We start from the raw sequence: 19,969 nt of genomic DNA on the forward strand, positions 1-19,969 counted from the left end.
ATGGCCATCCGCCGGAGTGCGCACCGATCATCCAACAATCAGCGCAAATTGAACATGCAAGGGGCCGGCGATGCCGGTCTCTCCTCCGGCTCATCTCGACCATGCGCGGGGTGCTGGGCCCAACATTTCCGTCGGCGTGCCGGAATCGAATTTGCGTGGGGGGTGCCGTTCCGCCCCCTCATCCGCCTGCCGGCACCTTCTCCCCGAGGGGAGAAGAGGAATTGCCGCACCCTCTCCGATCCCCGCAGACTAATCCTCGCCTACAGCGCCACCCCGCTGCCGCGGTCGAAGACATGCACCTGGTCGCTGGCGATGCTTGCTTCGAACACAGCGCCGTAGCGGGCGGGATATTCGCCGTCGACGATGGCGGTGACCTGCTGGCCGGCGAGATCGAAGACCACATGGGTCTGGGCGCCGGTCGGTTCCACCAGCATGGTGCGGCCGGCAAGCGGCGTGCCGGCGGCTATGCCGGGAATGAGATGTTCGGGGCGCAGGCCGATGGTGACGGCCTGGCCGGGCCTGACCCGGCGGTCGGGCGCGATACGGATCGCCGTGCCGTCTTCGAGGCGGGCGGCGGGCGCGCCGTTTTCACCCTCCACCGTGCCGGCGAGCATGTTCATCGCCGGCGAGCCGATGAAGGCGGCGACGAAGAGGTTGGCCGGCTTCTTGTAAAGTTCGAGCGGCGTGCCCGACTGCTCCACCCTGCCCTGATTGAGCACGACGATGCGGTCGGCGAGCGTCATCGCTTCGATCTGGTCGTGGGTGACATAGATCGACGTCGTCTTCACCTTCTGGTGCAGCGTCTTGATCTCCGAGCGCATCTGCACGCGCAGCTTGGCATCGAGGTTGGAGAGCGGCTCGTCGAACAGGAAGACGGCCGGATCGCGCACGATGGCGCGGCCCATGGCGACGCGCTGGCGCTGGCCGCCGGAAAGCTGGGCCGGCTTGCGGTCGAGCAGCTGGGCGAGATCGAGCATGCGGGCGGCCTCGGCGACACGGGCCTCGATTTCAGGCTTCTGAACGCCGGCAAGCTTCAGGTTGAAGCCCATGTTTTCGGCGACCGTCATATGCGGATAGAGCGCGTAGGACTGGAAGACCATGGCGATGTTGCGCTCGCGCGGCGTCATGGCGTTGACGATATTGCCGCCGATGGCAATCTCACCGTCGGTGATCTCTTCCAGGCCAGCGATCATCCGCAGCAGCGTCGATTTTCCGCAGCCGGACGGGCCAACGAGGGCGACGAATTCGCCATCCTCGATATGAAGCGAAATGCCGTGGATGACGTCGACGGCGCCATAGGCCTTAGTTACATCCTGCAGTGAAACGGATGCCATGATTGCAACTCCAATAATTCGGCTCAGGACTTGACGGCGCCGGCGGTCAGGCCGGCGATGATGTGCCGCTGGGCGACGAAAAAGACGATGATTGTGGGAAGGATGGTGAGGGTGATGAAGGCCAGCACCAACTGCCATTCCGTGCCGTATTCGCCGCGATAGACCATGATGCCGAGCGGCCAGGGATATTTCGATTCCGAGTTCAGCATGATCAGCGGCAGGATGTAGCTGTTCCAGCTGCCGACGAAGGAAATGATGCTGACGGTCGCGACGATCGGCCGGGATAGCGGCAGCGAGATATGCCAGAAGAAACGGAGATAACCGCAGCCATCGACAAAGGCAGCCTGAAACAATTCTTCCGGAAGGTTGCGGAAATAGTTCCGGAACAACAGGATGCTCATGCCGAGGCCGAAGGCCACCTGCGGCAGCACCACGCCCCAATAGGTGTTCAGCAGGCCGAGATCGCGGATGCGGATGAAGAGCGGCAGGATCGCGGTGGCTGCCGGAAACATCAAGCCGAGCAGGAAATAATTGAGCAGGAAGGACGAACCGAAGAAGCGGACATGGGCGAAGGCGAAGGCCGCCATCGACGAGACGATCAGGGTCAGCAGCACGGTCAGCGCTGCAATGATCAGCGAATTGCCGATCTGCAGCCAATAACGCTCACCGAACAGAATGTCGGTATAATTCGCCCACTGCCATTCCGTCGGCAGGCCGAAGGGATTGGTGCGCAGGTCGCCCAGCGTCTTGAAGCCGCCAAGCGCCGTCGTCAGCAGCGGGATCAGCACGATGGCAGCGATCAGGGTCAGCGACACGTAGAGGTAGATGCGGGTCGATGCGCGCATGCGGATGGAAGAGCTCATATCAGTCATGGCGCATGAAGATCCTTTTGTAACCGAAGGCGAGCGTCACGCAGATGATGAAGAGCACGACGCCGACGGCGCTGCCCAAGCCGACCTGCATGCGCATGACGCCATAGGTGTAGAGAAAGGTGACCATCGTCTGGGTGGAGTTCGACGGTCCGCCGCCGGTCAGCGGCATGATCATGTCGAAGAGCTGCAGCGAGCCGACGACGGCAAAGAAGATCGACAGGCGCAAGGTCGAGCCGAGCAGCGGCAAGGTGACGTAACGGAATTTCTGCCAGCCGGTGGCGCCGTCGATTTCGGCCGCTTCGAGCACGCTCTTATCGACCGATTGCAGGCCGGCGATGAACAGCATCATGTGAAAGCCGAAATATTTCCAGACGATGACGCCGAGCACGGCATAGATCGCCACATCCTTGTCGGCGAGCACATAAGGGTTGGCGAAGCCGAAGAAATTGGAAACGGCGGCAAACAGACCGTAATCGCCGTCATAGACGAAGCGCCAGATCAGGCCGGCGGCAACGTCGGCCAACACATAGGGCAGGAAGAAGATCAGCCGGTAGCCGACGACACCGGGAATGCGGTGGGCGAGCATCGTGGCAAGCCAGATGGCGAGCGGTACCTGGATGCAGATCGAGATGACAATGATCAGGCCATTATTGACCAGCGCCTGGGTGAAGGCCGCGTTGCGGAACAGCACCTGAAAATTGCGCAACGCGATGAACTCGGTCGGCGTGCCGTAGCCATTCCACTTGTAGAGGCTGTACCAGGCCGCCTCGCCCATCGGCATGATGACGAAGAGCGTGAACAGCAGCAGTGCCGGCGGCAGGAAGAGCAACAGCACCGTCAGCCGGTCGTGAGCGACCGAGCTTTTTCGGTTTGCGGCGCGTCTTGCCGGCCTCGCCGCCGATGTCATCGAGGGGACTAAAATATTGGCCATGGATCCTGCTTTCGTTCGTCGGCAGCTATGCCGGCGCTCCGCTTGATCGGGAGCGCCAGGAAGGTTCTGCGGGCGCTGCTATTGTTCCAGCTCGAAAGCGTCCTGGATCATCTGGGCGCCGTCCTTGGAGTTCATCTGGCCGGAGACGATTTCCACCGAGACGTCGTTGACGACACGGCCGACGGCCGCGCCGAGATCCTGGTCGAAGAAGTTCTGATGCCAGGTCGAACCGGCCAGCTGTTTGGCGGATTCGGCCAGCAGCGGGTTGACGACGCCGTCATCGGCGCCGACGGCAACGGGAAGCAGCATGCCTGATTTGGCCATCGCCCGCTCATTCTCCGCATTCGTCAGGAAAGCGAGGAAATCGATCGCTTCCTTGGAGGCCTTCTTGGTGACGGCCCAGCCGTTCAGGCCGCCGAGTGTGTCGGTCGGCTTGCCGGCGCCGCCATCGACCGTCGGGAAGACGAAACGGCCGATATTGTCGGGTGCGAGGCCTTTGCCGTCACCGGCATTCTTGCGCTGATTGGCCTCGGTCGCTTCAAAACCGAGGATCATCGCCGCCTTGCCGTCACCGAAAACGCCGAGCGTCTGCGGCCAGGTGGCGCCGAGATAGCCGGGCTGGAAAGGTTCGAGCTTGCCGAGTTCGGCGAGATCATCGCCGGCCTTGATGATCGCGGGATCGAGAAAACCTTCGCCCTCACCGTTCTTGGCGGCTTCGAAAACCTTCTGGCCGCCCTCGCGCATGACGAGATAGCTCCAGTAGAAATGGATCGGCCATTTTTCACCGCCGCCGCCGGCAATCGGCACGATGCCGGCCGCCTTGATCTTCTTCACTGCAGCGAGGAAATCCGTCCAGGTCTTGATGTCCTCGGCCTTGACGCCGGCCTTGGCAAACAGCGCCTTGTTATAGAAAAAGCTGACCAGACCGACCTTGTAGGGAATGGCCCAGGTCTTGCCGTCGAAGGTCAGCCCGTCGACCGAAGCCGGCGTATAGGCGTTGCGCAACTTGCCGCCGTCGGCATCGAGGGCTGCCGTCACATCCTGCAACGCGCCGGTTTCGGACTGCTGCTTCAACACGCCGCCGCCCCAGCTGAAAAAGAAATCCGGCACGTCGTCGGATTGCAGCAGCGTAGGAAGCTTGGCCTTGAAGGCTTCATTTTCGAGAAACTGCATCTGGATGTCGACGTCGGGATGCTGGGCTTCGTATTTTTTGACGATGTCTTCCCAGGCCGCGACGTTTTTCGGGTCGAGTTCGAGATGCAGCCACTTGACCACCGTCGTCGCCGAGGCGGCACCCGCTCCCGCCAGCAACAGGCCGGCCGCCGCCGCCATGGATACGAAACGCCTGCCGCCGAAAGCGGCGTTTTTCAGCATAAAATTCATGATTTTCCTCCCAGGGGACCTATCCTCACAATTTTTCCCCTATGCGGATTAATTCACCGGAGCTTTTGCCGGATGTCAACCCAATTGCCGCTATTTTTACCAAATGCGCTTGACAGGTCCGCGGGATTGCCTGCTATTTATTTCGTAACCCGTTAAAAATATTGGCTTCCGCCCAACGAACGATGCCGGCTAGTTTTTCATGAAGACCGCAGATCCAGAATTGATGCGCGCGATCAATCGCTTGAACGTGCTCGATACCATCCGGCGCCATGGTCCGATCTCGCGCATCGAGATCAGCGAACGGACCGAGCTTTCCACCACGACCGTTTCCGCCATTACCGCCTCCCTGCTCGACGATGGGCTGATCCTGCCGCGTCACGAAGGCGATATCCGCAACGAGGCGGTGCGCGGCAGGCCGCGCGTGGCGCTGGAGCTCAATCCCGATGCCGCCCGCGTCGTCGGCGGCAAGATCGCCGCCAACCGGATGGTCTTCGTCGTCACCAATTTCCGCGGCGACGTGCTGTCGAAACTCGCTTTGCCGATCCGCCTCGACCGGCAGCCGATCGGCGTCATCGCCGATCTGGTCGAGGATGGCGTGCGGCGCTGCGTCGTCGATGCCGGGCTGTCGCTTGAGGATGTCGACAGCGTCTGCCTCGGCTTTCCCGGCGTCATCGAGCACCGCACCGGCTACATCAGAAGCAGCCCGATCTTCCGGGACACCAATGTCAATTTCGCCGCCGAGATGTCGACGCGGCTGTCGACGCCGACCATCGTCGAAAGCGATGCGCATGCCATCACGCTTGGCCATCACTGGTTCGGCAAAGCGCGCGATCTCGAGGATATGGTATTGATTTCATTGGAGCAGACGCTGGGTCTCGGCGTGCTGCACGGCAACAGCCTGTTTCGCGGCGCCGGCGGCCTCAGCCACAATCTCGGCGACCTCGTGCTCGGCATGGGGCCGAATGGCGTGGTGCGGCTCTTCAGCCAGGCCGGCGAAACCGCCATCCTCGGCGAACAGCAGGCCGACGGGCGTTTTGCCGAAGCGATCCGGCTCGGGCGCGGCATGACCCATGCCCAGGCGCTGATCAAGGCTGATGACGACCGGCTGATCAGCGCCGCGGTCCGCGCCGGCGAAGCGGTGGGACTGACCATCGCCAATATCGTCACGCTGTTTGCGCCGCCCCGCGTCATCCTTGTCGGGTCGAGCCTGGCGCTCGGCGAGCCATTCCTGAACAGCCTGCGCGATGCCTATGCGCTCGCCATTCCGCCCTCGCTGAAGGGGGTGAGCGAACTCGTCTTCGACGATTCGAGCGATGATTTCTGGGCGCAGGGTGCCGCCGCGGTGGCGCTCTACGAACTCTACGAATCGCCCTGGAGCACCACCGGGCCGGCGCTCTGACGGGCGTCACAATCACGATCAGATGGAGGAATTCATGGAAAGAGTCGGTATCGGCATCATCGGATGCGGCAATATTTCGGGCGCCTATCTCAAAGCGATGGCCTCCTTTCCCATTCTCGACATCCGCGGCGTCGCCGACCTCAATCGGGAACTGGCGGAAGCAAAGGCCGCCGAATTCAACGTTCCCGCCCGGACGGTCGAAGAGCTTTTCGCCGATCCCAAGGTTGAGATCATCGTCAACCTGACGATCCCGAAGGCCCATGTCGCCGTCGCGCTACAGGCGCTCGAGGCCGGCAAACACACCTATTCGGAAAAGCCGCTCGGGATTAATTTCGCGGAAGGGAAAAAATTGGCCGAGGCGGCCCGCGCCCGCAATCTGCGCATCGGTGCGGCGCCCGACACCTTCCTCGGCGGCGGCCATCAGACGGCGCGCGCCTTGATCGACCAGGGCGTCATCGGCCAGCCGGTCGGCGGCTCGGCGATCTTCATGTGCCCGGGCCATGAGCGCTGGCATCCGAACCCGGCCTTCTACTACGAGGTGGGCGGCGGGCCGATGCTCGATATGGGTCCCTATTACATCACCGACCTCATCAATCTTCTCGGGCCGGTTGCCCAAGTCGCGGGCTTTGCGACGACGCCGCGGGCCGAACGGTTGATTACCAGCGAGCCGCGCAACGGCGAGCGCATTCCCGTGCATGTGCCGACCCATGTCGCCGGCATGATGGCTTTTGCCAACGGCGCTGTCGTCCAGATCGCCATGAGCTTCGACGTCGCCGGCCACAAGCATGTGCCGCTGGAGGTCTACGGCACCGAGGGTACGCTGATCGTGCCCGATCCGAACAAATTCGAAGGCCCTGTGGAATATCTCAGGAAGGGCGGCCAATTCGAGGACCAGCCACTCACAGCACCTTATGCCGACGGCAATTACCGCTCGCTCGGCGTCGCCGACATGGCGCATGCGATCCGCTCTAACCGGCCGCATCGCGCCAATGGCGATCTGGCGCTGCATGTGCTGGAGGTCATGGAAGCGTTCCATACTGCGTCTGCGACCGGCCGGACGGTCACCATCACCACGGCGACGGAGCGCCCTGCCCCCTTGTCGGATTCCATCGTCGACGGACGGTTGGCGAAATAATTTCAGGAGGAATGACTATGCGTGAAGCACTGATCGTCTGGGGCGGCTGGAGCGGCCACGAGCCGCAGGAATGCGCCGAAATCATCAAGACCATGCTCGAGGAGGACGGCTTCAAGGTCTATCTCGAACACGGCACCGAGGCGCTGGCCGACCCGTCCGTCCATGATCTCAGCCTGGTCGTGCCGATCATGACGATGTCGAAGATCGAGAAGGAAGAGGTCAAGAACCTCGCCGCCGCGATCGAGAGCGGCGTCGGCATTGCCGGCTATCACGGCGGCGCGGGCGACGCCTTCCGCGATTCCGTCGACTATCAGTTCATCATCGGCGGCCAGTGGGTGGCCCATCCCGGCAATATCATCGATTATACCGTCAACGTCACCCGGCCGGACGATCCGCTGATGGAGGGGATTTCGGATTTTCCCTATACGTCAGAGCAATATTACATGCATGTTGACCCCTCGAACGAGGTTCTGGCGACGACCAAGTTCACCGGCGAGCACGCCTACTGGATCGACGGCGTCGTCATGCCCGTCGTCTGGAAGCGCAAATACGGCAAGGGCCGCGTCTTCTATTCCTCGCTCGGCCACCAGGCGAAGGAATTCGACGTTCCCGAGATGAAGACGATCTTCCGCCGCGGTGCGAATTGGGCGGCGCGGTGAGATAGTGCCTTTCGCAGGGAACCAATAGACCCCTCCCCAACCCCTCCCCACAAGGGGGAGGGGCTAAGATGCCGCACCGCTTCACATAAACTCTATCGTATCAATCCGTCGAACGGTAACAGCCAGCAAGACCGTTTGCTTTCGGTCGCCGCCGGACGCCACAGCTTAGTCCCTCCCCCTTGTGGGGAGGGGTTGGGGGCAGGCCGCGATCTCAGCGAATGATCAACGCCGTCCCATAAAGCCCCAACGCAAACACCGTGTGCGCAAGCAGGTTGAAGCAACGGACCTTTATCGGCTTCGGATGTTTGGAAGCGGCCCAGCCGAGGCCGAGGCCGGGCTGCAGCAGGAACCACCCTGCCCCGACGGTGAGGATGCCGAAGATCCAGGCGGGCAGAAATGTCGGCGCGATCAACCACCCCTGCCCCACGATGATCGCGAAGATCACGCCGTAGAGAATGCCGACGGCGTAGTGACTGATCCAGCCGAGGGTGAGTTCATGCTCATAGGGATCGGCATCGGCAATGTTCTGGTGAAAGACCTTGCCGTGGCGAAGATGCCAGAACCAACGGCCGACCGGTGCCCAATTGGCCGGCGGCTGGCCGAAGACCTTGGCGAGCACGATCGCCCAGAGGTCCATGAGGATGGTTGCACCGGCGCCGATCGCCAGGCCGCGCCACAGAATATCGAACATCGGGAATCACCGGAAAGCTTGAGATAGGAGGCGCCACAGAACCATTGCCGGCACGCCGGCGCAATGGTTTTGGTCAATGGGCTGGCTGCAGCCCGGTTTCAAAACGAGGCATCCCGCGAGCTCGCGCGAGCATCGCCTTTCCATCACCCGCAAAAAGGCATCGGTGCGGGCGCAAATTGATGCTTTTCGCGCGCAACGATATTTCCTACTCACGATCTGAACGGCAATGAGAGGCGCGGCGATGGCACTGCCATTCTACTGGAACGAATTGAACACGTACGATTTCGCCGGACTTTCGCCGGACACGACCATCGCCATCCTCCCGATCGCCTCAACCGAACAGCACGGCCCCCACCTTCCGATTGCAACAGATGTTGCAATCGCCAACGGCATGCTGGCCGAGCTGCGAAAGCAAAAGCCCGAGGACCTCGATTTCCTGGTCCTGCCGACGCAGGAGATCGGCAAGGCGAACGAGCATATTCACGGCCCGGGAACACTGTCGCTGAGTGCGGAATTGCTCATTCCCGTCTGGACGGCGATCGGGGCAAAGGTCGCCGAAACCGGCATCCGGAAGATGGTGATCGTCAATTCGCATGGCGGCAATGTCGACATCATGAGCATCGTCGCGCGCGAGCTGCGGGTCCGTTGTCAGATGGCCGTCATCTCGACACAATGGGGCCGCTTCGGCCATCCCGAAGGTATGATCGGCGAACACGAGATGAAATACGGCATCCACGGCGGCGAGGTGGAAACCTCACTGATGCTGCATTTCCGTCCCGATCTGGTGCGGATGGACAAGGCGCAGAATTTCACCTCGAAGGCGGAATGGATGCGCCAGCAATCGAAATATATTCAGCCCCTGCCGCCGCATTCCCTTGCCTGGATCGCCCACGACCTCAATCCAAACGGAGTGGTCGGCGACGCATCGCTCGGGACAGCCGGAAAGGGCGAAGCAATCTGCCGCCACCAAGTCAAGGGATTTGTCGATCTACTCTATGACCTGAAGCGCTACCCGCTGTCCAATCTCTATTCGAAATAAAGTTCCGTCCCGGTCTGCCCAAGACGCGGCTCAGATCGCAGCGGCTTTCTCCACCGCGATATGGCCTTTAGCCTGCAGTTCTTCCACCAGGCCGGCGAGCTCGGCCAGGAGATACTCGACGAAGAGGCTGGTCGCGGAATCGAGCGGCGCGCGGGCGCGGGCAAAAAGCTTCATCGGCTGGTGGCGCGCATGTGGCTCGGCGATCGGCCGGAAGACCAGCTCGCCCTGACGGCATTCGGTGATGACGTCGAGCGGGTTCAGGATCGTCAGCCCCGCCCCCGACTTGACCAGCTTCTTCAGCATCTCAGACGCATTGGTTTCAAGCACCGGCTCGACATGCACGTCGAGACGCGCCAGGGCCAGATTGATCACATCGCGCAGGCTCGTGCCCTGCTGGGCGAGCACCAGGCGCTCCTGGACGATATCGGCAAGGTTGATCGGACCCGCCCCGATCAGATGATGGCCGGGCGGCAGGACGACGCCGATCGGGATGTCAAAATTGCCGAGCGTGCGGATGCCGGGCGTTGCCGGAATATTGAAGCCGAGACCGATATCCACCTCGCCTGACAGCACCGGATTGACGGTCATCGTACCAGCGTCGTTGCGCAATTGCATGAAAACACGCGGATGCTCCGACTGAAAGCGCGCAATGATGTCAGGCAGTGGTCCTGCGGCAAGGCCGACCGTGGTCACCAATCGCACCTTGCCGGCCTGCTGCATCTTCAGGCTGCGGATGCGGCCCTCCAGCCGCTCATAATTCTTCAGGACCTCGCGAATATGCTCGATGCAGAGCTCGCCGGCTGCCGTCAGGCGCAGGCCGCGCGGCAGGCGCTCGAAGAGCGGCGCACCCATTTCCTCTTCCAGAGCCAGAATCTGTCGGTTGATTGCCGATGACGCCACGTTCAACCGCGCGGCCGCTTTGCGGATCGACCCCGAGCGCGCGATCTCGTTGATATAGAGAAGCTTTCTCGAATGCAGCATCATGACCTCGTTGCACAAAAAAGAAGCGCATAGCGCAAATTAGGCACAGGCTTTCGGTGAGATGCCGAAAAGGCATCATTGCGCACGAAATTTGATGCTTTTCAAAGAGCAAAGCAATCGCTCCTATGAAGAAAATCGGACGTCGCCAAAGACGTTGCGGACTCACGAGGGGAACGTCGATCATGCCGAATACACTGAAGAACAGCGTCTTTTCCGCACTTGCCGGCCTCGGCGGAATTCTTGCCTCAATCACAGCCGTGCAAGCGGCCGACAAAGTCAGCTATGGTACGAACTGGCTGGCGCAAGCCGAACATGGCGGGTTTTATCAGGCGGTCGCCGATGGCACCTATGCGAAACATGGCCTCGACGTGACCATCGTCCAAGGTGGCCCGAATGCGGCGAACAGCGCACTTTTGATCTCCGGCAAGATCGACTTTTACATGGGTGGCCCACAGGGCGAGATCTCGGCCGTCGAACAGGGCATTCCGCTCGTCGACGTCGCGGCCATCTTCCAGAAGGATCCGCAGGTGCTGATCGCGCACCGCGATGCCGGCATCGACAAGTTCGAAGATCTCGCGAAGCTCAAGACCCTGTTTCTCGGCAAGGACGGCTATCTCACCTATTTCGAATGGATGAAGGCGAACTTCAAAGGCTTCCGGGACGAGCAGTATAAGCCTTACAATTTCAGCCCGGCTCCATTCCTCGCCGACAAGGGTTCGGCACAGCAAGGTTACCTGACCTCGGAACCCTATGAGATTCAGAAGCAGGCCGGCTTCGAGCCCAAAGTCTTCCTGCTCGCCGATAACGGCTATTCGCCCTATTCGACGATGATAACCACCACCCAGGCAATGATCGACAGCAAGCCGGACATCGTCCAGCGCTTCGTCGATGCTTCGATCGAAGGCTGGTACAACTATCTCTACGGCGACAACAGCAAGGCCAACGAGCTGATCAAGAAGGATAATCCTGAAATGACCGATGGCCAGATCGCCTACTCCATCGCCAAGATGAAGGAATACGGCATCATCGAGTCCGGCGACAGCCTGGACAAGGGCATCGGCTGCATGACCGACGCGCACTACAAAGCGTTCTTCGACGAGATGGTAGCGATCAAGGTGTTCAAACCGGAGACGGACTATACCAAGGCCTTTACGACGAAATTCGTCTGCAAGAGCACCGGAATGGCAATGAAGAAGTAAGCGCCCGGCCAACGCTCTCCCCCTCAATGAACGAGACAGGCAATGCTTGAAGTCCAGGCCCGATCCCCGCAAGAGACGCGCAAGCGGCCACTGGTCGTCATGCGATCTGTTTCGAAAGTCTTCTCCAGCGGTACCGTGGCCCTTTCGAACATGTCGCTCACGGTGGAAGGCGGTGAGTTCATCAGCCTGCTCGGGCCCTCCGGCTGCGGCAAGTCGACGGCACTGCGCATCATTGCTGGTCTCGGCGATGTCACGTCTGGCGAAATCGACTGGCCGAGTTCGCGGGTCAATTCCAGCGGCCTTCCGGAGGGCGACATAGGCTTCGTCTTCCAGGAGCCGACGCTCATGCCCTGGAAAAATGTGTTCGACAATGTCCATCTGCCGTTGAAGCTCAGACGTATCTCGAAGAAGGAGGCTCATGACCAGATTCTGGACGTGCTGAGCACCGTTGGTCTCCAGGATTTTGCCGGCGCCTATCCGCGCGAACTTTCCGGCGGAATGAAGATGCGCGTTTCGATCGCTCGCGCGCTGGTGACGAAGCCGAAGCTTCTGCTGATGGACGAGCCCTTCGCCGCCCTCGACGAGATCACGCGCCAGAGACTGAATGACGACGTGCTGCGGCTCTGGAAGACGACAGGCATCACCGTCATCTTCGTTACGCATTCGGTCTTCGAATCCGCCTATCTTTCGAACCGTATCGTCGTGATGAAAGCACGGCCCGGACGCGTTCATTCCGACCTTCCGCTGACGACCAGTCTCGAACGGGATGGGCATTACCGCACCTCGGAAGAATACCGCAAAGCCTGCGAGACGGTTTCGCATTCGCTCATCGGGGCGATCAACGCGACGGAGAATCATTGATGCGCGACGAGAGCAATGCAACGCCACTGCTTGCCGCAGGCGCCGCTGCGGCCAGACGCATGGATCTGGCGTTGCGAATCTGCACCCCCCTGCTTGTCATCGTGTCGCTGATCCTGATCTGGCACGCCTATGTGAAGCTTTCCGGCGTGCCGCCCTACATTCTTCCGGGTCCGGCGGCCGTGGCGGACGCCTTCGTGGCCGATTGGGGCACGCTTGCCCCTGCGCTTTGGGTCACCACAAAAATCACCTTCCTGTCGCTGATGCTGGCGCTTGTCGGCGGCGTCGGCTTTGCAATCTTCCTGGTCCAGTCGCGCTGGATCGAACTCGCCTTTTATCCGCTGGCCGTCATCCTGCAGGTGACACCGATCGTGGCAATCTCTCCGCTGATCCTGATCTATGCGCCGTCGACGCAGGTGGCGCTGCTGATCTGCGCCTTCCTCGTCGCCTTCTTCCCGATCCTTTCCAATATGGTCCAAGGATTGAAAAGCGTCGATCACAACCTCATCAATCTCTTCGAGCTCTATGGCGCGTCCCGCTGGCAGACTTTGTTCTTCCTCAAGCTCCCTGCCGCCCAGCCCTACTTCATGACGGGCCTCAGAATCGGCGGCGGACTGGCGCTGATCGCCGCCGTCGTCGCTGAATTTGCGGCCGGCTCGGCGGGCGCGGGCTCCGGGCTCGCCTTCCGGCTTCTCGAAGCCCAGTATCGGCTGAACATTCCGCGCCTCTTTGCAGCGCTGCTGATGCTCTCCCTGCTCGGCGTGGCGATCTTTGCCGCCACCTCCTTCATCTCCTGGCTTGCCCTGCACCGTTGGCACGAGAGCAGCCTGAAGCGGGAAAATTGATGACCCATTCCTTCATTTCCCCACCCAATGCCGGCCGCTTCGCGCTGAGCAACGCAACGCTGCCTGCCGCTGCGGTCACCGGCTACGACGCCCCTGCCGCCGAAGGGCTCGTCAAGGCCGACCTCGTCATCACCGACGGCATCATCGCCGCCGTGCTTCCGCCCGGCGAGGCGCCGGCCGATCTGGCGAAATCGGACCTCAGGGAAAGCATGGTCTGGCCCTGCTTCACCGATATGCACACCCATCTCGACAAGGGTCATATCTGGCCGCGCAGCGCCAATCCGGACGGCACATTTCCGGGAGCATTGGAGGCGGTTCGCGCCGACCGCGAAGCCAACTGGTCGGCCGGCGACGTGAAGAAGCGCATGGAGTTCTCCCTGCGTTCAGCCTATGCGCACGGCACCAGCCTGATACGCACCCATCTCGACTCCCTGACGCCGCAGCATCGTATTTCCTTCGAGGTCTTTGCCGAGATCCGCGAGACCTGGAAGGATAGGATCGCGTTGCAGGCGGTGGCGCTCTTCCCGATGGAAAATATGGCGGATGCCGCCTATTTCGCCGACCTCGTCGCCGTAGTTCGCGACAAGGGTGGTCTGATCGGCGGCGTCACCCGGATGAGCCCCGCTCTCGACAGCCAGCTCGACACGCTGTTCAGAGCGGCGGCCGATAACGGCCTTGATGTCGATCTCCATGTAGACGAGACCGACGATCCGGCTGCCGAAACCTTGAGGGCAATCGCCCAAGCCGTGCTGCGCAACCGTTTCGACGGCAAGGTGACAGCCGGCCATTGCTGTTCCCTCGCCCGGCATGACGAAGAGACGGCAAAGCGCACGGTCGCACTGGTCGCAGAGGCCGGTGTCGGCGTCGTCTCGCTGCCGATGTGCAACATGTATCTGCAAGACCGCTATCCCGACCGCACACCGCGCTGGCGCGGCGTCACCCTGTTCAAGGAACTGGCCGCGGCCGGCGTTGCGACGGCGGTCGCCTCCGACAATACCCGCGACCCCTTCTACGCCTACGGCGATCTCGACCAGGTGGAGGTGTTCCGCGAGGCGGTCCGCATCCTGCATCTCGACCATCCGCTGGACACGGCCGCGCGGGTCGTCACCACCTCGCCCGCCGATATTCTCGGCAGGCCCGATAAGGGGCGCATCGCCGCCGGTGCCTCGGCCGATCTCGTGCTCTTCAGCGCCCGGCGCTGGAGCGAATTTCTTTCCCGTCCGCAGTCCGACCGCGTCGTGCTTCGCCGCGGCAAGGTGATCGACCGCAGCCTGCCGGACTATCGCGAACTCGATAACCTCGTTGGAGCCTGACATGCCGGATTATCAAAGGATCAAAACGGAACTCGAGGGTGTAGCCGTGGAGGACAATCCGGCGCTGGTGCGCCAGAAGAGCCGTGATTTCTACTGGTATTCGCCGATCCTGAAGGCGCAGCTCGACAATGTGACGGCCGATCTCGTCGTCACGCCGAAGAACGAGGAAGAGGTGATCCGGACCTTGAAGGTCGCCTTTGCCCATGGCGTGCCGGTGACTCCGCGCGGCGCCGGGACCGGCAATTACGGCCAGGCCATGCCGCTTTCCGGCGGTATCGTGCTGAACCTTGCAGCCATGAATAAGATCAAGGAGATCCATCCGGGCCGGGTGATCTGCGAACCGGGCATCGTACTCGCCCAGCTCGACAAGCACACCAAGGCCCATTCCGGCCAGGAACTGCGCTTCCATCCGTCGACGGCCCAGACGGCAACAGTGGGCGGCTTCATCGCCGGCGGTTCCGGCGGTGTCGGTTCGATCACCTGGGGCGGCTTGCGCGACCTCGGCAATATACTGCGCCTGCGCGTCGTCACCATGGAGGCCGAGCCACGCGTACTCGACCTCACCGGCTGGGACCTGCAGAAGGTCAGCCATGCCTATGGCACCAACGGCATCATCACCGAGATCGAGATGCCGCTGGCGCCCGCCTATGACTGGGTCGACGTGCTCGTCGGTTACGATGACTTCATGGCCGCCGTGCGCTTCTCGGATGCGTTCGCCAAATGCAACGGCATCCTGGTCAAGGAGATCGCGCCGATCGCCGCACCGATACCGCACGACTATTTCACCCGGCACAAACCCTACATCCGCAAGGGCCAGTCGGTGGTGGTGCTGATGATCGCGCCGCATTCCATGGATGCCTTCCTGGCCTTTACCGCCGCCCACAAGGGCGAGGTCGTCTTCCGCTCCGACCGGGTCGAAAGCATGAAAGGCATTCCGCATGCCTATGAGCTTGCGTGGAACCACACGACGCTGCGTGCCCTCAAGGTCGACCCCAGCTTCACCTATCTGCAAGTGCAGTATCCGGGCCCGGATCACGTGGCCAAGGTGGCCAAGATGGTGGAGATCTTCGGTGACGAAGTGCCGGGTCATCTCGAATTCATCAAGTTCGACGGGCAGATCCAATGCTCCGGCCTGCCGCTGGTGCGCTACACCACAGAGGAACGGCTCGAAGAGATCATCAAGATCCACCAGGATCATGGCTGTCCGATCTTCAATCCGCACCGCTACACGCTGGAGGAAGGCGGCATGAAGCGTACCGACAAGGTGCAGCTTGCCTTCAAGCACGAGACCGATCCCCGCGGGCTGCTGAACCCCGGCAAGATGATTGCCTGGGAGAAACCGGATTTCGACTTCAATGCCGGCAAGAACTATCTGTTTCCAGGGCTTGCAAGCGTCATGGAGGCCTGATGAACGTTCTCGTCCTTCATTCGCATCCGGTCGAGGAAAGCTACGGCACGGCGCTTTACAAACAGACGCTGGAAAGCCTTCAGAATGCCGGTCACGCAGTGGATGCCTGCGATCTTTATGCCGAGCAATTCGATCCCGTGCTCTCTCGTCAGGACCGGCTCATCTATCACGACTATCCCGCCAATACTGATCTGGTAAAACCCTATGTCGAGCGGCTCAAGCAAGCCGAAGGACTGGTGCTGGTGACGCCGATCTGGAATTTCGGTTTCCCGGCGATCCTGAAAGGCTATTTCGACCGCGTCTGGCTTCCCGGCGTTTCCTTCGACCTCGTCGACGGCAAGGTGGAATCGCGGCTGCGCCATATCAGAAAGCTCGCAGCCGTTCTGACATACGGCGCCACGCCGTTTCGTGCCTTCGCGGCCGGCAATCCGCCGAAGAAGATCGTCAAACGTGTCCTGAGAGCTCAGATCAATCCGCTAAGGCCGGTCACCTTTCTTGCGCATTACGACATGAACAATTGCACAGCCGAAACCCGGGCGAGGTTTCTGGAGAAGGTGAAGACGGCGATGGAGCGCTTCTAATGAAGAGGATCTTCAATCCCTCGTCCGTGCGCCGTCCCTTCGGAAATTACAATCACGGACTGCTGGTGCCGCCGGGCGCCTCGCTGCTCGTGACCTCGGGACAACTCGGCATCGGTCTCGACGAGAAGGTGTCGGAGGACGTCGGCGCGCAGGCAGACCTTTGCTTCCAGGCAATCAGTGCGATTCTTGCCGAGGCGGAGATGAGTTTTGCCGACGTCATCCGCATCTCGGGCTTTGTGACGAAGCGCGAGCACTTCCCCGACTATATGGCGGTCCGGGATCGTTACACGCTCGATCCGAAACCGACCTCGACGCTGATCATCGTCGCCGGCTTCACCCGCCCCGAATTCCTCGTGGAGGTCGAAGTTACGGCCGCAAAAGTATTTTGACACAAGGCTTTTGTCGACGCCCACCCGTCAATCGCCCTCTTCCTGCGGCTTCGTCGCGCTGCCGCCGATGTCGCCGCTGATCTCATTGGCGAACTTGCGCATCAGCCGCACCAGTTCATTGAAGTCGTGCTCGTCCCAGCTTTCGAAGATTGCACGGCCGAGCTTTTCGCGTGCGGCGTCGATGCGGTCTGTCATCGCCTTGCCTTTTGCACTGACGACCGCCTCGCGCACGCGGCGGTCGGCGGGGCTTCCGCGACGCTCGATGAGATCAAGGCTTTCAAGCTTGGCGACCTGGCGGCTGACGGTGGTGTAGTCGCGCCCGGCGCGGTCGGCGAGGTCGACGACGCCGATCGGACCGAGGCGCTCCACCATGACCAGCAGCGGAAACAGGGCGCGGTCGAGCGAAATGCCCGCCTCGCGCACCATCTGCTCGTCGCGCTGTGGCCGGTTCATGACGCTGACGATCTCGATCAGGGCCCCATGCAGTTCGCGCAGTTTTTCCGAAATATGTGTATTATGCACATTTTTTCTTGACGTCATGATGGTTCTCCAATTATGTGCATAATACACATATGGAGACGACAATGACACAGAATTCTGCAATCGACGTGCTGATATCAGGGGCCGGTGCGGCCGGGCTGACACTGGCGATCGAGCTGGCCAGGCGTGGCGTATCTTTCCGTCTGATCGAGAAATTGGACGACCCGTTCCGCGGCTCGCGCGGCAAGGGTATTCAGCCGCGCACGCAGGAGGTCCTCGAGGATCTCGGCATCCTCGACCGGGTCGTCGCGGGCGGCGGCGCATATCCTCGGCAGCGGGAATATCGCGACGACGGAAGTGTCGGTGAATCCGACGCCGTCCTGCGCGAGGAGCCGACGCCTGCCGAGCCCTATCGTCTTCCGCTGATGGTGCCGCAGTTTCTGACAGAGGGCGTGATGCGCGAGCGTCTGATCGAGCTGGGGCACCGGCAGGAATTCGGATGCGAGCTCACCGGTTTCGAGCAGGACGAGACGGGCGTGACGGCGCGGCTCAAGGGCCGATCCGGCGAAGAGACCATCCGCGTGCGATGGCTGGTCGGCGCCGACGGCGGCCGCAGCTTCGTGCGCCAGGCGCTCGATATCGGCTTTCCCGGCAAGACGCTCGGCGTGCGCGCCATTGTCGCCGATGTCGAGTTGACGGGACTGGACCGCGATGCCTGGCATCGCTTCGGTGAAGGCGACATGCAGCGACAGCTGGCGCTTTGCCCGCTGGCGGGAACCGATCTGTTCCAGATCCAGGGGCCAATCCCGCTTGACGGCGAAATCGACCTGTCGGCCGCCGGCTTGACCGCGCTGGTGAGCGAGCGCACCGGCCGCGACGACATTTTCGTGCGCTCGGTCTCCTGGGCCTCGGCCTTCAACATGAATGCCCGGCTTGCCGATCGCTACCGGCTCGGCCGCGTCTTTCTCGTCGGCGATGCCGCCCATACACATCCGCCGACCGGCGGCCAGGGCCTCAATACCAGCGTCCAGGACGCCTATAATCTCGGATGGAAACTGGCGGCGGTCGCGGCCGGCGCCGGCGATGTCCTGCTCGACAGTTATGAGGAGGAGCGTCGCCCGGTCGCCGCGGCGATGCTCGGCCTGGCGACCAGATTGCTCGATGCTCTGAAGCGCGGCGATATCAGGCGCGGCCGCGACGTCCATCAGCTCGATATCGGTTATCCCGAATCCTCGCTTGCGCTGGAAAAGCCGGAACGCCGCGGCGGCGTGCTTGCCGGCGACCGCGCGCCGGACGCGCCGCTCACCGGTGCAGCCGGCCAGCCAAGACGTCTGTTCGAGATGTTCAAGGGCGCCCACTGGACCCTGCTCTGCTATGAGGTCGGCCAGCCGGCCGTGCCGCCGCGCCAAGGATTGCATATCCACAGGATCGGCCGGGGCGGCGATGTCATCGACGAAGAAGGGCATTTCCGCGAAGCCTATGCCCTGACACCGGGCGACCAGGTGCTCGTGCGCCCGGACGGTTATATCGGCGCCATCGTCGCATCCGGCGAGGCTTCAGCGCTGGAAACCTATCTCGCGACTGTCGGCCTTGGCCCGGTTGCGGACCAACAGTCATGACCGCCCCGGTCGCGGCGATCGCAACAGACGTCGCCGCAGGCACGTTTCAGAGGGCGTCGCGTTCGTATCGCGGTGTCCAGCCGCGGGCCATTCCGCGGCTCATCACGCTTTCCGCCAGCGCCAGTTGCCGGCGCAGATGCCTGCAGTCGTCGAGCAGCGTGCGGATCGCCGCCTTGGCATCGTCGTCATGCCAGGCGAGCACGGCCTCCACCTCCCATGCGCGATCGGGCCAAGCCGAGGTGGAGCACGCCGGATCGGGCCCGAATGACTTTGCCGGCTGCATCAGTTCAACGCCAGCGGCAATTGGACCGGCCGCGGCAAGGGCGGCAGCGGCCGGCTGAGTTCGACTTTTTTCTGCCAGGCGGCGCGACGCTGCTGATCCCGTTCGCGGGCCGCGCGGGAGGCTTCGACGAGGGCCAGGGCGTTGGCGATCACCTGTTCCGTATGTGTCATGACCATCTCCAGTGTTCCTGTTTTGTTCCAATCTAGACCCTTGCCCGCAGAAGTCAAGCGCCGCGGGACCTTCACGTGGAAACGGGAGAAAACAGAGATCGAGAGGCGGCCGCTGTTCAGTCGGCGGCTTCTATGACGGCGATGCCCGCCTCCTGCGCAGCCCTGACGAAGGCGGCCCGCACATGATCCGGCGGCAGATCGCCGATGATCGCATCCAGGCAGGCTTTGACGGCTTCGAAATATTCCTCGCCGTCGTCCACCGGCCAGTCATGGAGGAGCGTGCGCGCGGCATCCCACACAGAGTTAATAACGGCATAGTGCCCGAGCCCCATCGAGGCCAGGCCGACCGGTCGAAAATGTGCCCTCTGTCTCACTTTGCTACAGCTTTTCCTGATTTCGG

22 protein-coding genes are annotated in these 19,969 nt (G+C 61.8%); 12 read left to right on the forward strand and 10 right to left on the reverse strand.

The window, feature by feature from the left end; translation table 11 throughout:
- Positions 1-260: 260 nt before the first annotated feature.
- The 4 genes from ugpC to CO671_RS28475 form a co-directional block, all read right to left on the reverse strand.
- Complete coding sequence (gene ugpC / locus CO671_RS28460; protein WP_097608759.1) at positions 261-1,334, reverse strand: sn-glycerol-3-phosphate ABC transporter ATP-binding protein UgpC; 1,074 nt, start codon at positions 1,332-1,334, stop codon at positions 261-263.
- 23 nt (positions 1,335-1,357) lie between these two features.
- Positions 1,358-2,206, reverse strand: coding sequence for a carbohydrate ABC transporter permease (locus tag CO671_RS28465; RefSeq protein ID WP_037138761.1), 849 nt, complete (start codon positions 2,204-2,206; stop codon positions 1,358-1,360).
- Positions 2,199-3,137 carry a sugar ABC transporter permease gene (locus tag CO671_RS28470; RefSeq protein WP_097608760.1) on the reverse strand — a complete coding sequence of 313 codons (939 nt, stop codon included), beginning with the start codon at positions 3,135-3,137 and terminating at the stop codon, positions 2,199-2,201. The genes CO671_RS28465 and CO671_RS28470 overlap by 8 nt, the downstream gene beginning before the upstream one ends.
- 78 nt (positions 3,138-3,215) lie before the next feature.
- Entirely contained in the window at positions 3,216-4,520 is a 1,305-nt protein-coding gene (locus CO671_RS28475; RefSeq protein WP_097608761.1) for an extracellular solute-binding protein, read from the reverse strand.
- A gap of 199 nt (positions 4,521-4,719) precedes the next feature.
- On the opposite strand from CO671_RS28475, the gene CO671_RS28480 reads away from it, so the two are divergent.
- Genes CO671_RS28480 through CO671_RS28490 form a run of 3 tightly spaced genes read left to right on the forward strand, consistent with a single transcriptional unit; the run spans position 4,720 to position 7,713 of the window.
- Positions 4,720-5,919 (forward strand): ROK family transcriptional regulator, encoded by a 1,200-nt coding sequence (locus CO671_RS28480; protein WP_097608762.1) that lies wholly within the window; start codon positions 4,720-4,722, stop codon positions 5,917-5,919.
- A 34-nt stretch (positions 5,920-5,953) separates the two neighbouring features.
- Positions 5,954-7,054 (forward strand): Gfo/Idh/MocA family oxidoreductase, encoded by a 1,101-nt coding sequence (locus tag CO671_RS28485; RefSeq protein WP_097608763.1) that lies wholly within the window; start codon positions 5,954-5,956, stop codon positions 7,052-7,054.
- A gap of 17 nt (positions 7,055-7,071) precedes the next feature.
- Positions 7,072-7,713, forward strand: a complete 642-nt coding sequence (locus CO671_RS28490) for a ThuA domain-containing protein (protein WP_097608764.1) — start codon at positions 7,072-7,074, stop codon at positions 7,711-7,713.
- A gap of 211 nt (positions 7,714-7,924) precedes the next feature.
- Here CO671_RS28490 and CO671_RS28495 read toward each other — a convergent pair whose 3' ends face one another.
- Positions 7,925-8,404: a DUF2938 domain-containing protein gene (locus CO671_RS28495; RefSeq protein ID WP_097608765.1), complete on the reverse strand. Its 480-nt coding sequence runs from the start codon at positions 8,402-8,404 to the stop codon at positions 7,925-7,927.
- Between the two features lie 241 nt (positions 8,405-8,645).
- Between CO671_RS28495 and CO671_RS28500 the strand changes: the two genes are divergently transcribed.
- Positions 8,646-9,443 carry a creatininase family protein gene (locus CO671_RS28500; protein ID WP_010029019.1) on the forward strand — a complete coding sequence of 266 codons (798 nt, stop codon included), beginning with the start codon at positions 8,646-8,648 and terminating at the stop codon, positions 9,441-9,443.
- A gap of 30 nt (positions 9,444-9,473) precedes the next feature.
- On the opposite strand, the gene CO671_RS28505 is transcribed toward CO671_RS28500, so the two are convergent.
- Positions 9,474-10,424 (reverse strand): LysR family transcriptional regulator, encoded by a 951-nt coding sequence (locus CO671_RS28505; protein WP_097608812.1) that lies wholly within the window; start codon positions 10,422-10,424, stop codon positions 9,474-9,476.
- Between the two features lie 182 nt (positions 10,425-10,606).
- Here CO671_RS28505 and CO671_RS28510 point away from each other — a divergent pair, with 182 nt between their 5' ends.
- The 7 genes from CO671_RS28510 to CO671_RS28540 are packed head-to-tail and all read left to right on the forward strand — an operon-like array spanning position 10,607 to position 17,017.
- On the forward strand, positions 10,607-11,623 hold the full coding sequence (locus CO671_RS28510; RefSeq protein ID WP_097608766.1) for an ABC transporter substrate-binding protein: 1,017 nt from the start codon (positions 10,607-10,609) through the stop codon (positions 11,621-11,623).
- 42 nt (positions 11,624-11,665) lie between these two features.
- Positions 11,666-12,484: an ABC transporter ATP-binding protein gene (locus CO671_RS28515; RefSeq protein ID WP_097608767.1), complete on the forward strand. Its 819-nt coding sequence runs from the start codon at positions 11,666-11,668 to the stop codon at positions 12,482-12,484.
- The gene (locus CO671_RS28520) at positions 12,484-13,326 is read left to right on the forward strand and encodes an ABC transporter permease (RefSeq protein WP_097608768.1); all 843 of its coding nucleotides are present in this window, start codon (positions 12,484-12,486) and stop codon (positions 13,324-13,326) included. The genes CO671_RS28515 and CO671_RS28520 overlap by 1 nt, the downstream gene beginning before the upstream one ends.
- Positions 13,326-14,639, forward strand: a complete 1,314-nt coding sequence (locus tag CO671_RS28525) for a cytosine deaminase (protein ID WP_097608769.1) — start codon at positions 13,326-13,328, stop codon at positions 14,637-14,639. The genes CO671_RS28520 and CO671_RS28525 overlap by 1 nt, the downstream gene beginning before the upstream one ends.
- Position 14,640: 1 nt before the next feature.
- On the forward strand, positions 14,641-16,047 hold the full coding sequence (locus CO671_RS28530; protein WP_097608770.1) for an FAD-binding oxidoreductase: 1,407 nt from the start codon (positions 14,641-14,643) through the stop codon (positions 16,045-16,047).
- Positions 16,047-16,628, forward strand: coding sequence for an NAD(P)H-dependent oxidoreductase (locus CO671_RS28535; RefSeq protein WP_097608771.1), 582 nt, complete (start codon positions 16,047-16,049; stop codon positions 16,626-16,628). Before CO671_RS28530 ends, CO671_RS28535 begins: the two co-directional genes overlap by 1 nt.
- On the forward strand, positions 16,628-17,017 hold the full coding sequence (locus CO671_RS28540) for a Rid family hydrolase (protein ID WP_010029387.1): 390 nt from the start codon (positions 16,628-16,630) through the stop codon (positions 17,015-17,017). Before CO671_RS28535 ends, CO671_RS28540 begins: the two co-directional genes overlap by 1 nt.
- Positions 17,018-17,044: 27 nt before the next feature.
- Here CO671_RS28540 and CO671_RS28545 read toward each other — a convergent pair whose 3' ends face one another.
- On the reverse strand, positions 17,045-17,557 hold the full coding sequence (locus CO671_RS28545) for a MarR family winged helix-turn-helix transcriptional regulator (RefSeq protein ID WP_097608772.1): 513 nt from the start codon (positions 17,555-17,557) through the stop codon (positions 17,045-17,047).
- 44 nt (positions 17,558-17,601) lie between these two features.
- On the opposite strand from CO671_RS28545, the gene CO671_RS28550 reads away from it, so the two are divergent.
- Positions 17,602-19,116, forward strand: coding sequence for an FAD-dependent oxidoreductase (locus CO671_RS28550; RefSeq protein WP_097608773.1), 1,515 nt, complete (start codon positions 17,602-17,604; stop codon positions 19,114-19,116).
- Between the two features lie 46 nt (positions 19,117-19,162).
- Here the strand turns inward: CO671_RS28550 and CO671_RS28555 are convergent, their stop codons facing one another.
- From CO671_RS28555 to CO671_RS28565, 3 genes are all read right to left on the reverse strand, one after another.
- Positions 19,163-19,399, reverse strand: coding sequence for a hypothetical protein (locus tag CO671_RS28555; RefSeq protein WP_097608774.1), 237 nt, complete (start codon positions 19,397-19,399; stop codon positions 19,163-19,165).
- Positions 19,399-19,569 carry a hypothetical protein gene (locus CO671_RS28560; RefSeq protein ID WP_164517744.1) on the reverse strand — a complete coding sequence of 57 codons (171 nt, stop codon included), beginning with the start codon at positions 19,567-19,569 and terminating at the stop codon, positions 19,399-19,401. The genes CO671_RS28555 and CO671_RS28560 overlap by 1 nt, the downstream gene beginning before the upstream one ends.
- Before the next feature lie 116 nt (positions 19,570-19,685).
- Positions 19,686-19,943, reverse strand: a complete 258-nt coding sequence (locus CO671_RS28565; protein WP_038688810.1) for a DUF982 domain-containing protein — start codon at positions 19,941-19,943, stop codon at positions 19,686-19,688.
- Positions 19,944-19,969: the final 26 nt, after the last annotated feature.

Source organism: Rhizobium sp. M10 (assembly GCF_002531955.1).
Classification (GTDB): domain Bacteria; phylum Pseudomonadota; class Alphaproteobacteria; order Rhizobiales; family Rhizobiaceae; genus Rhizobium; species Rhizobium etli_C.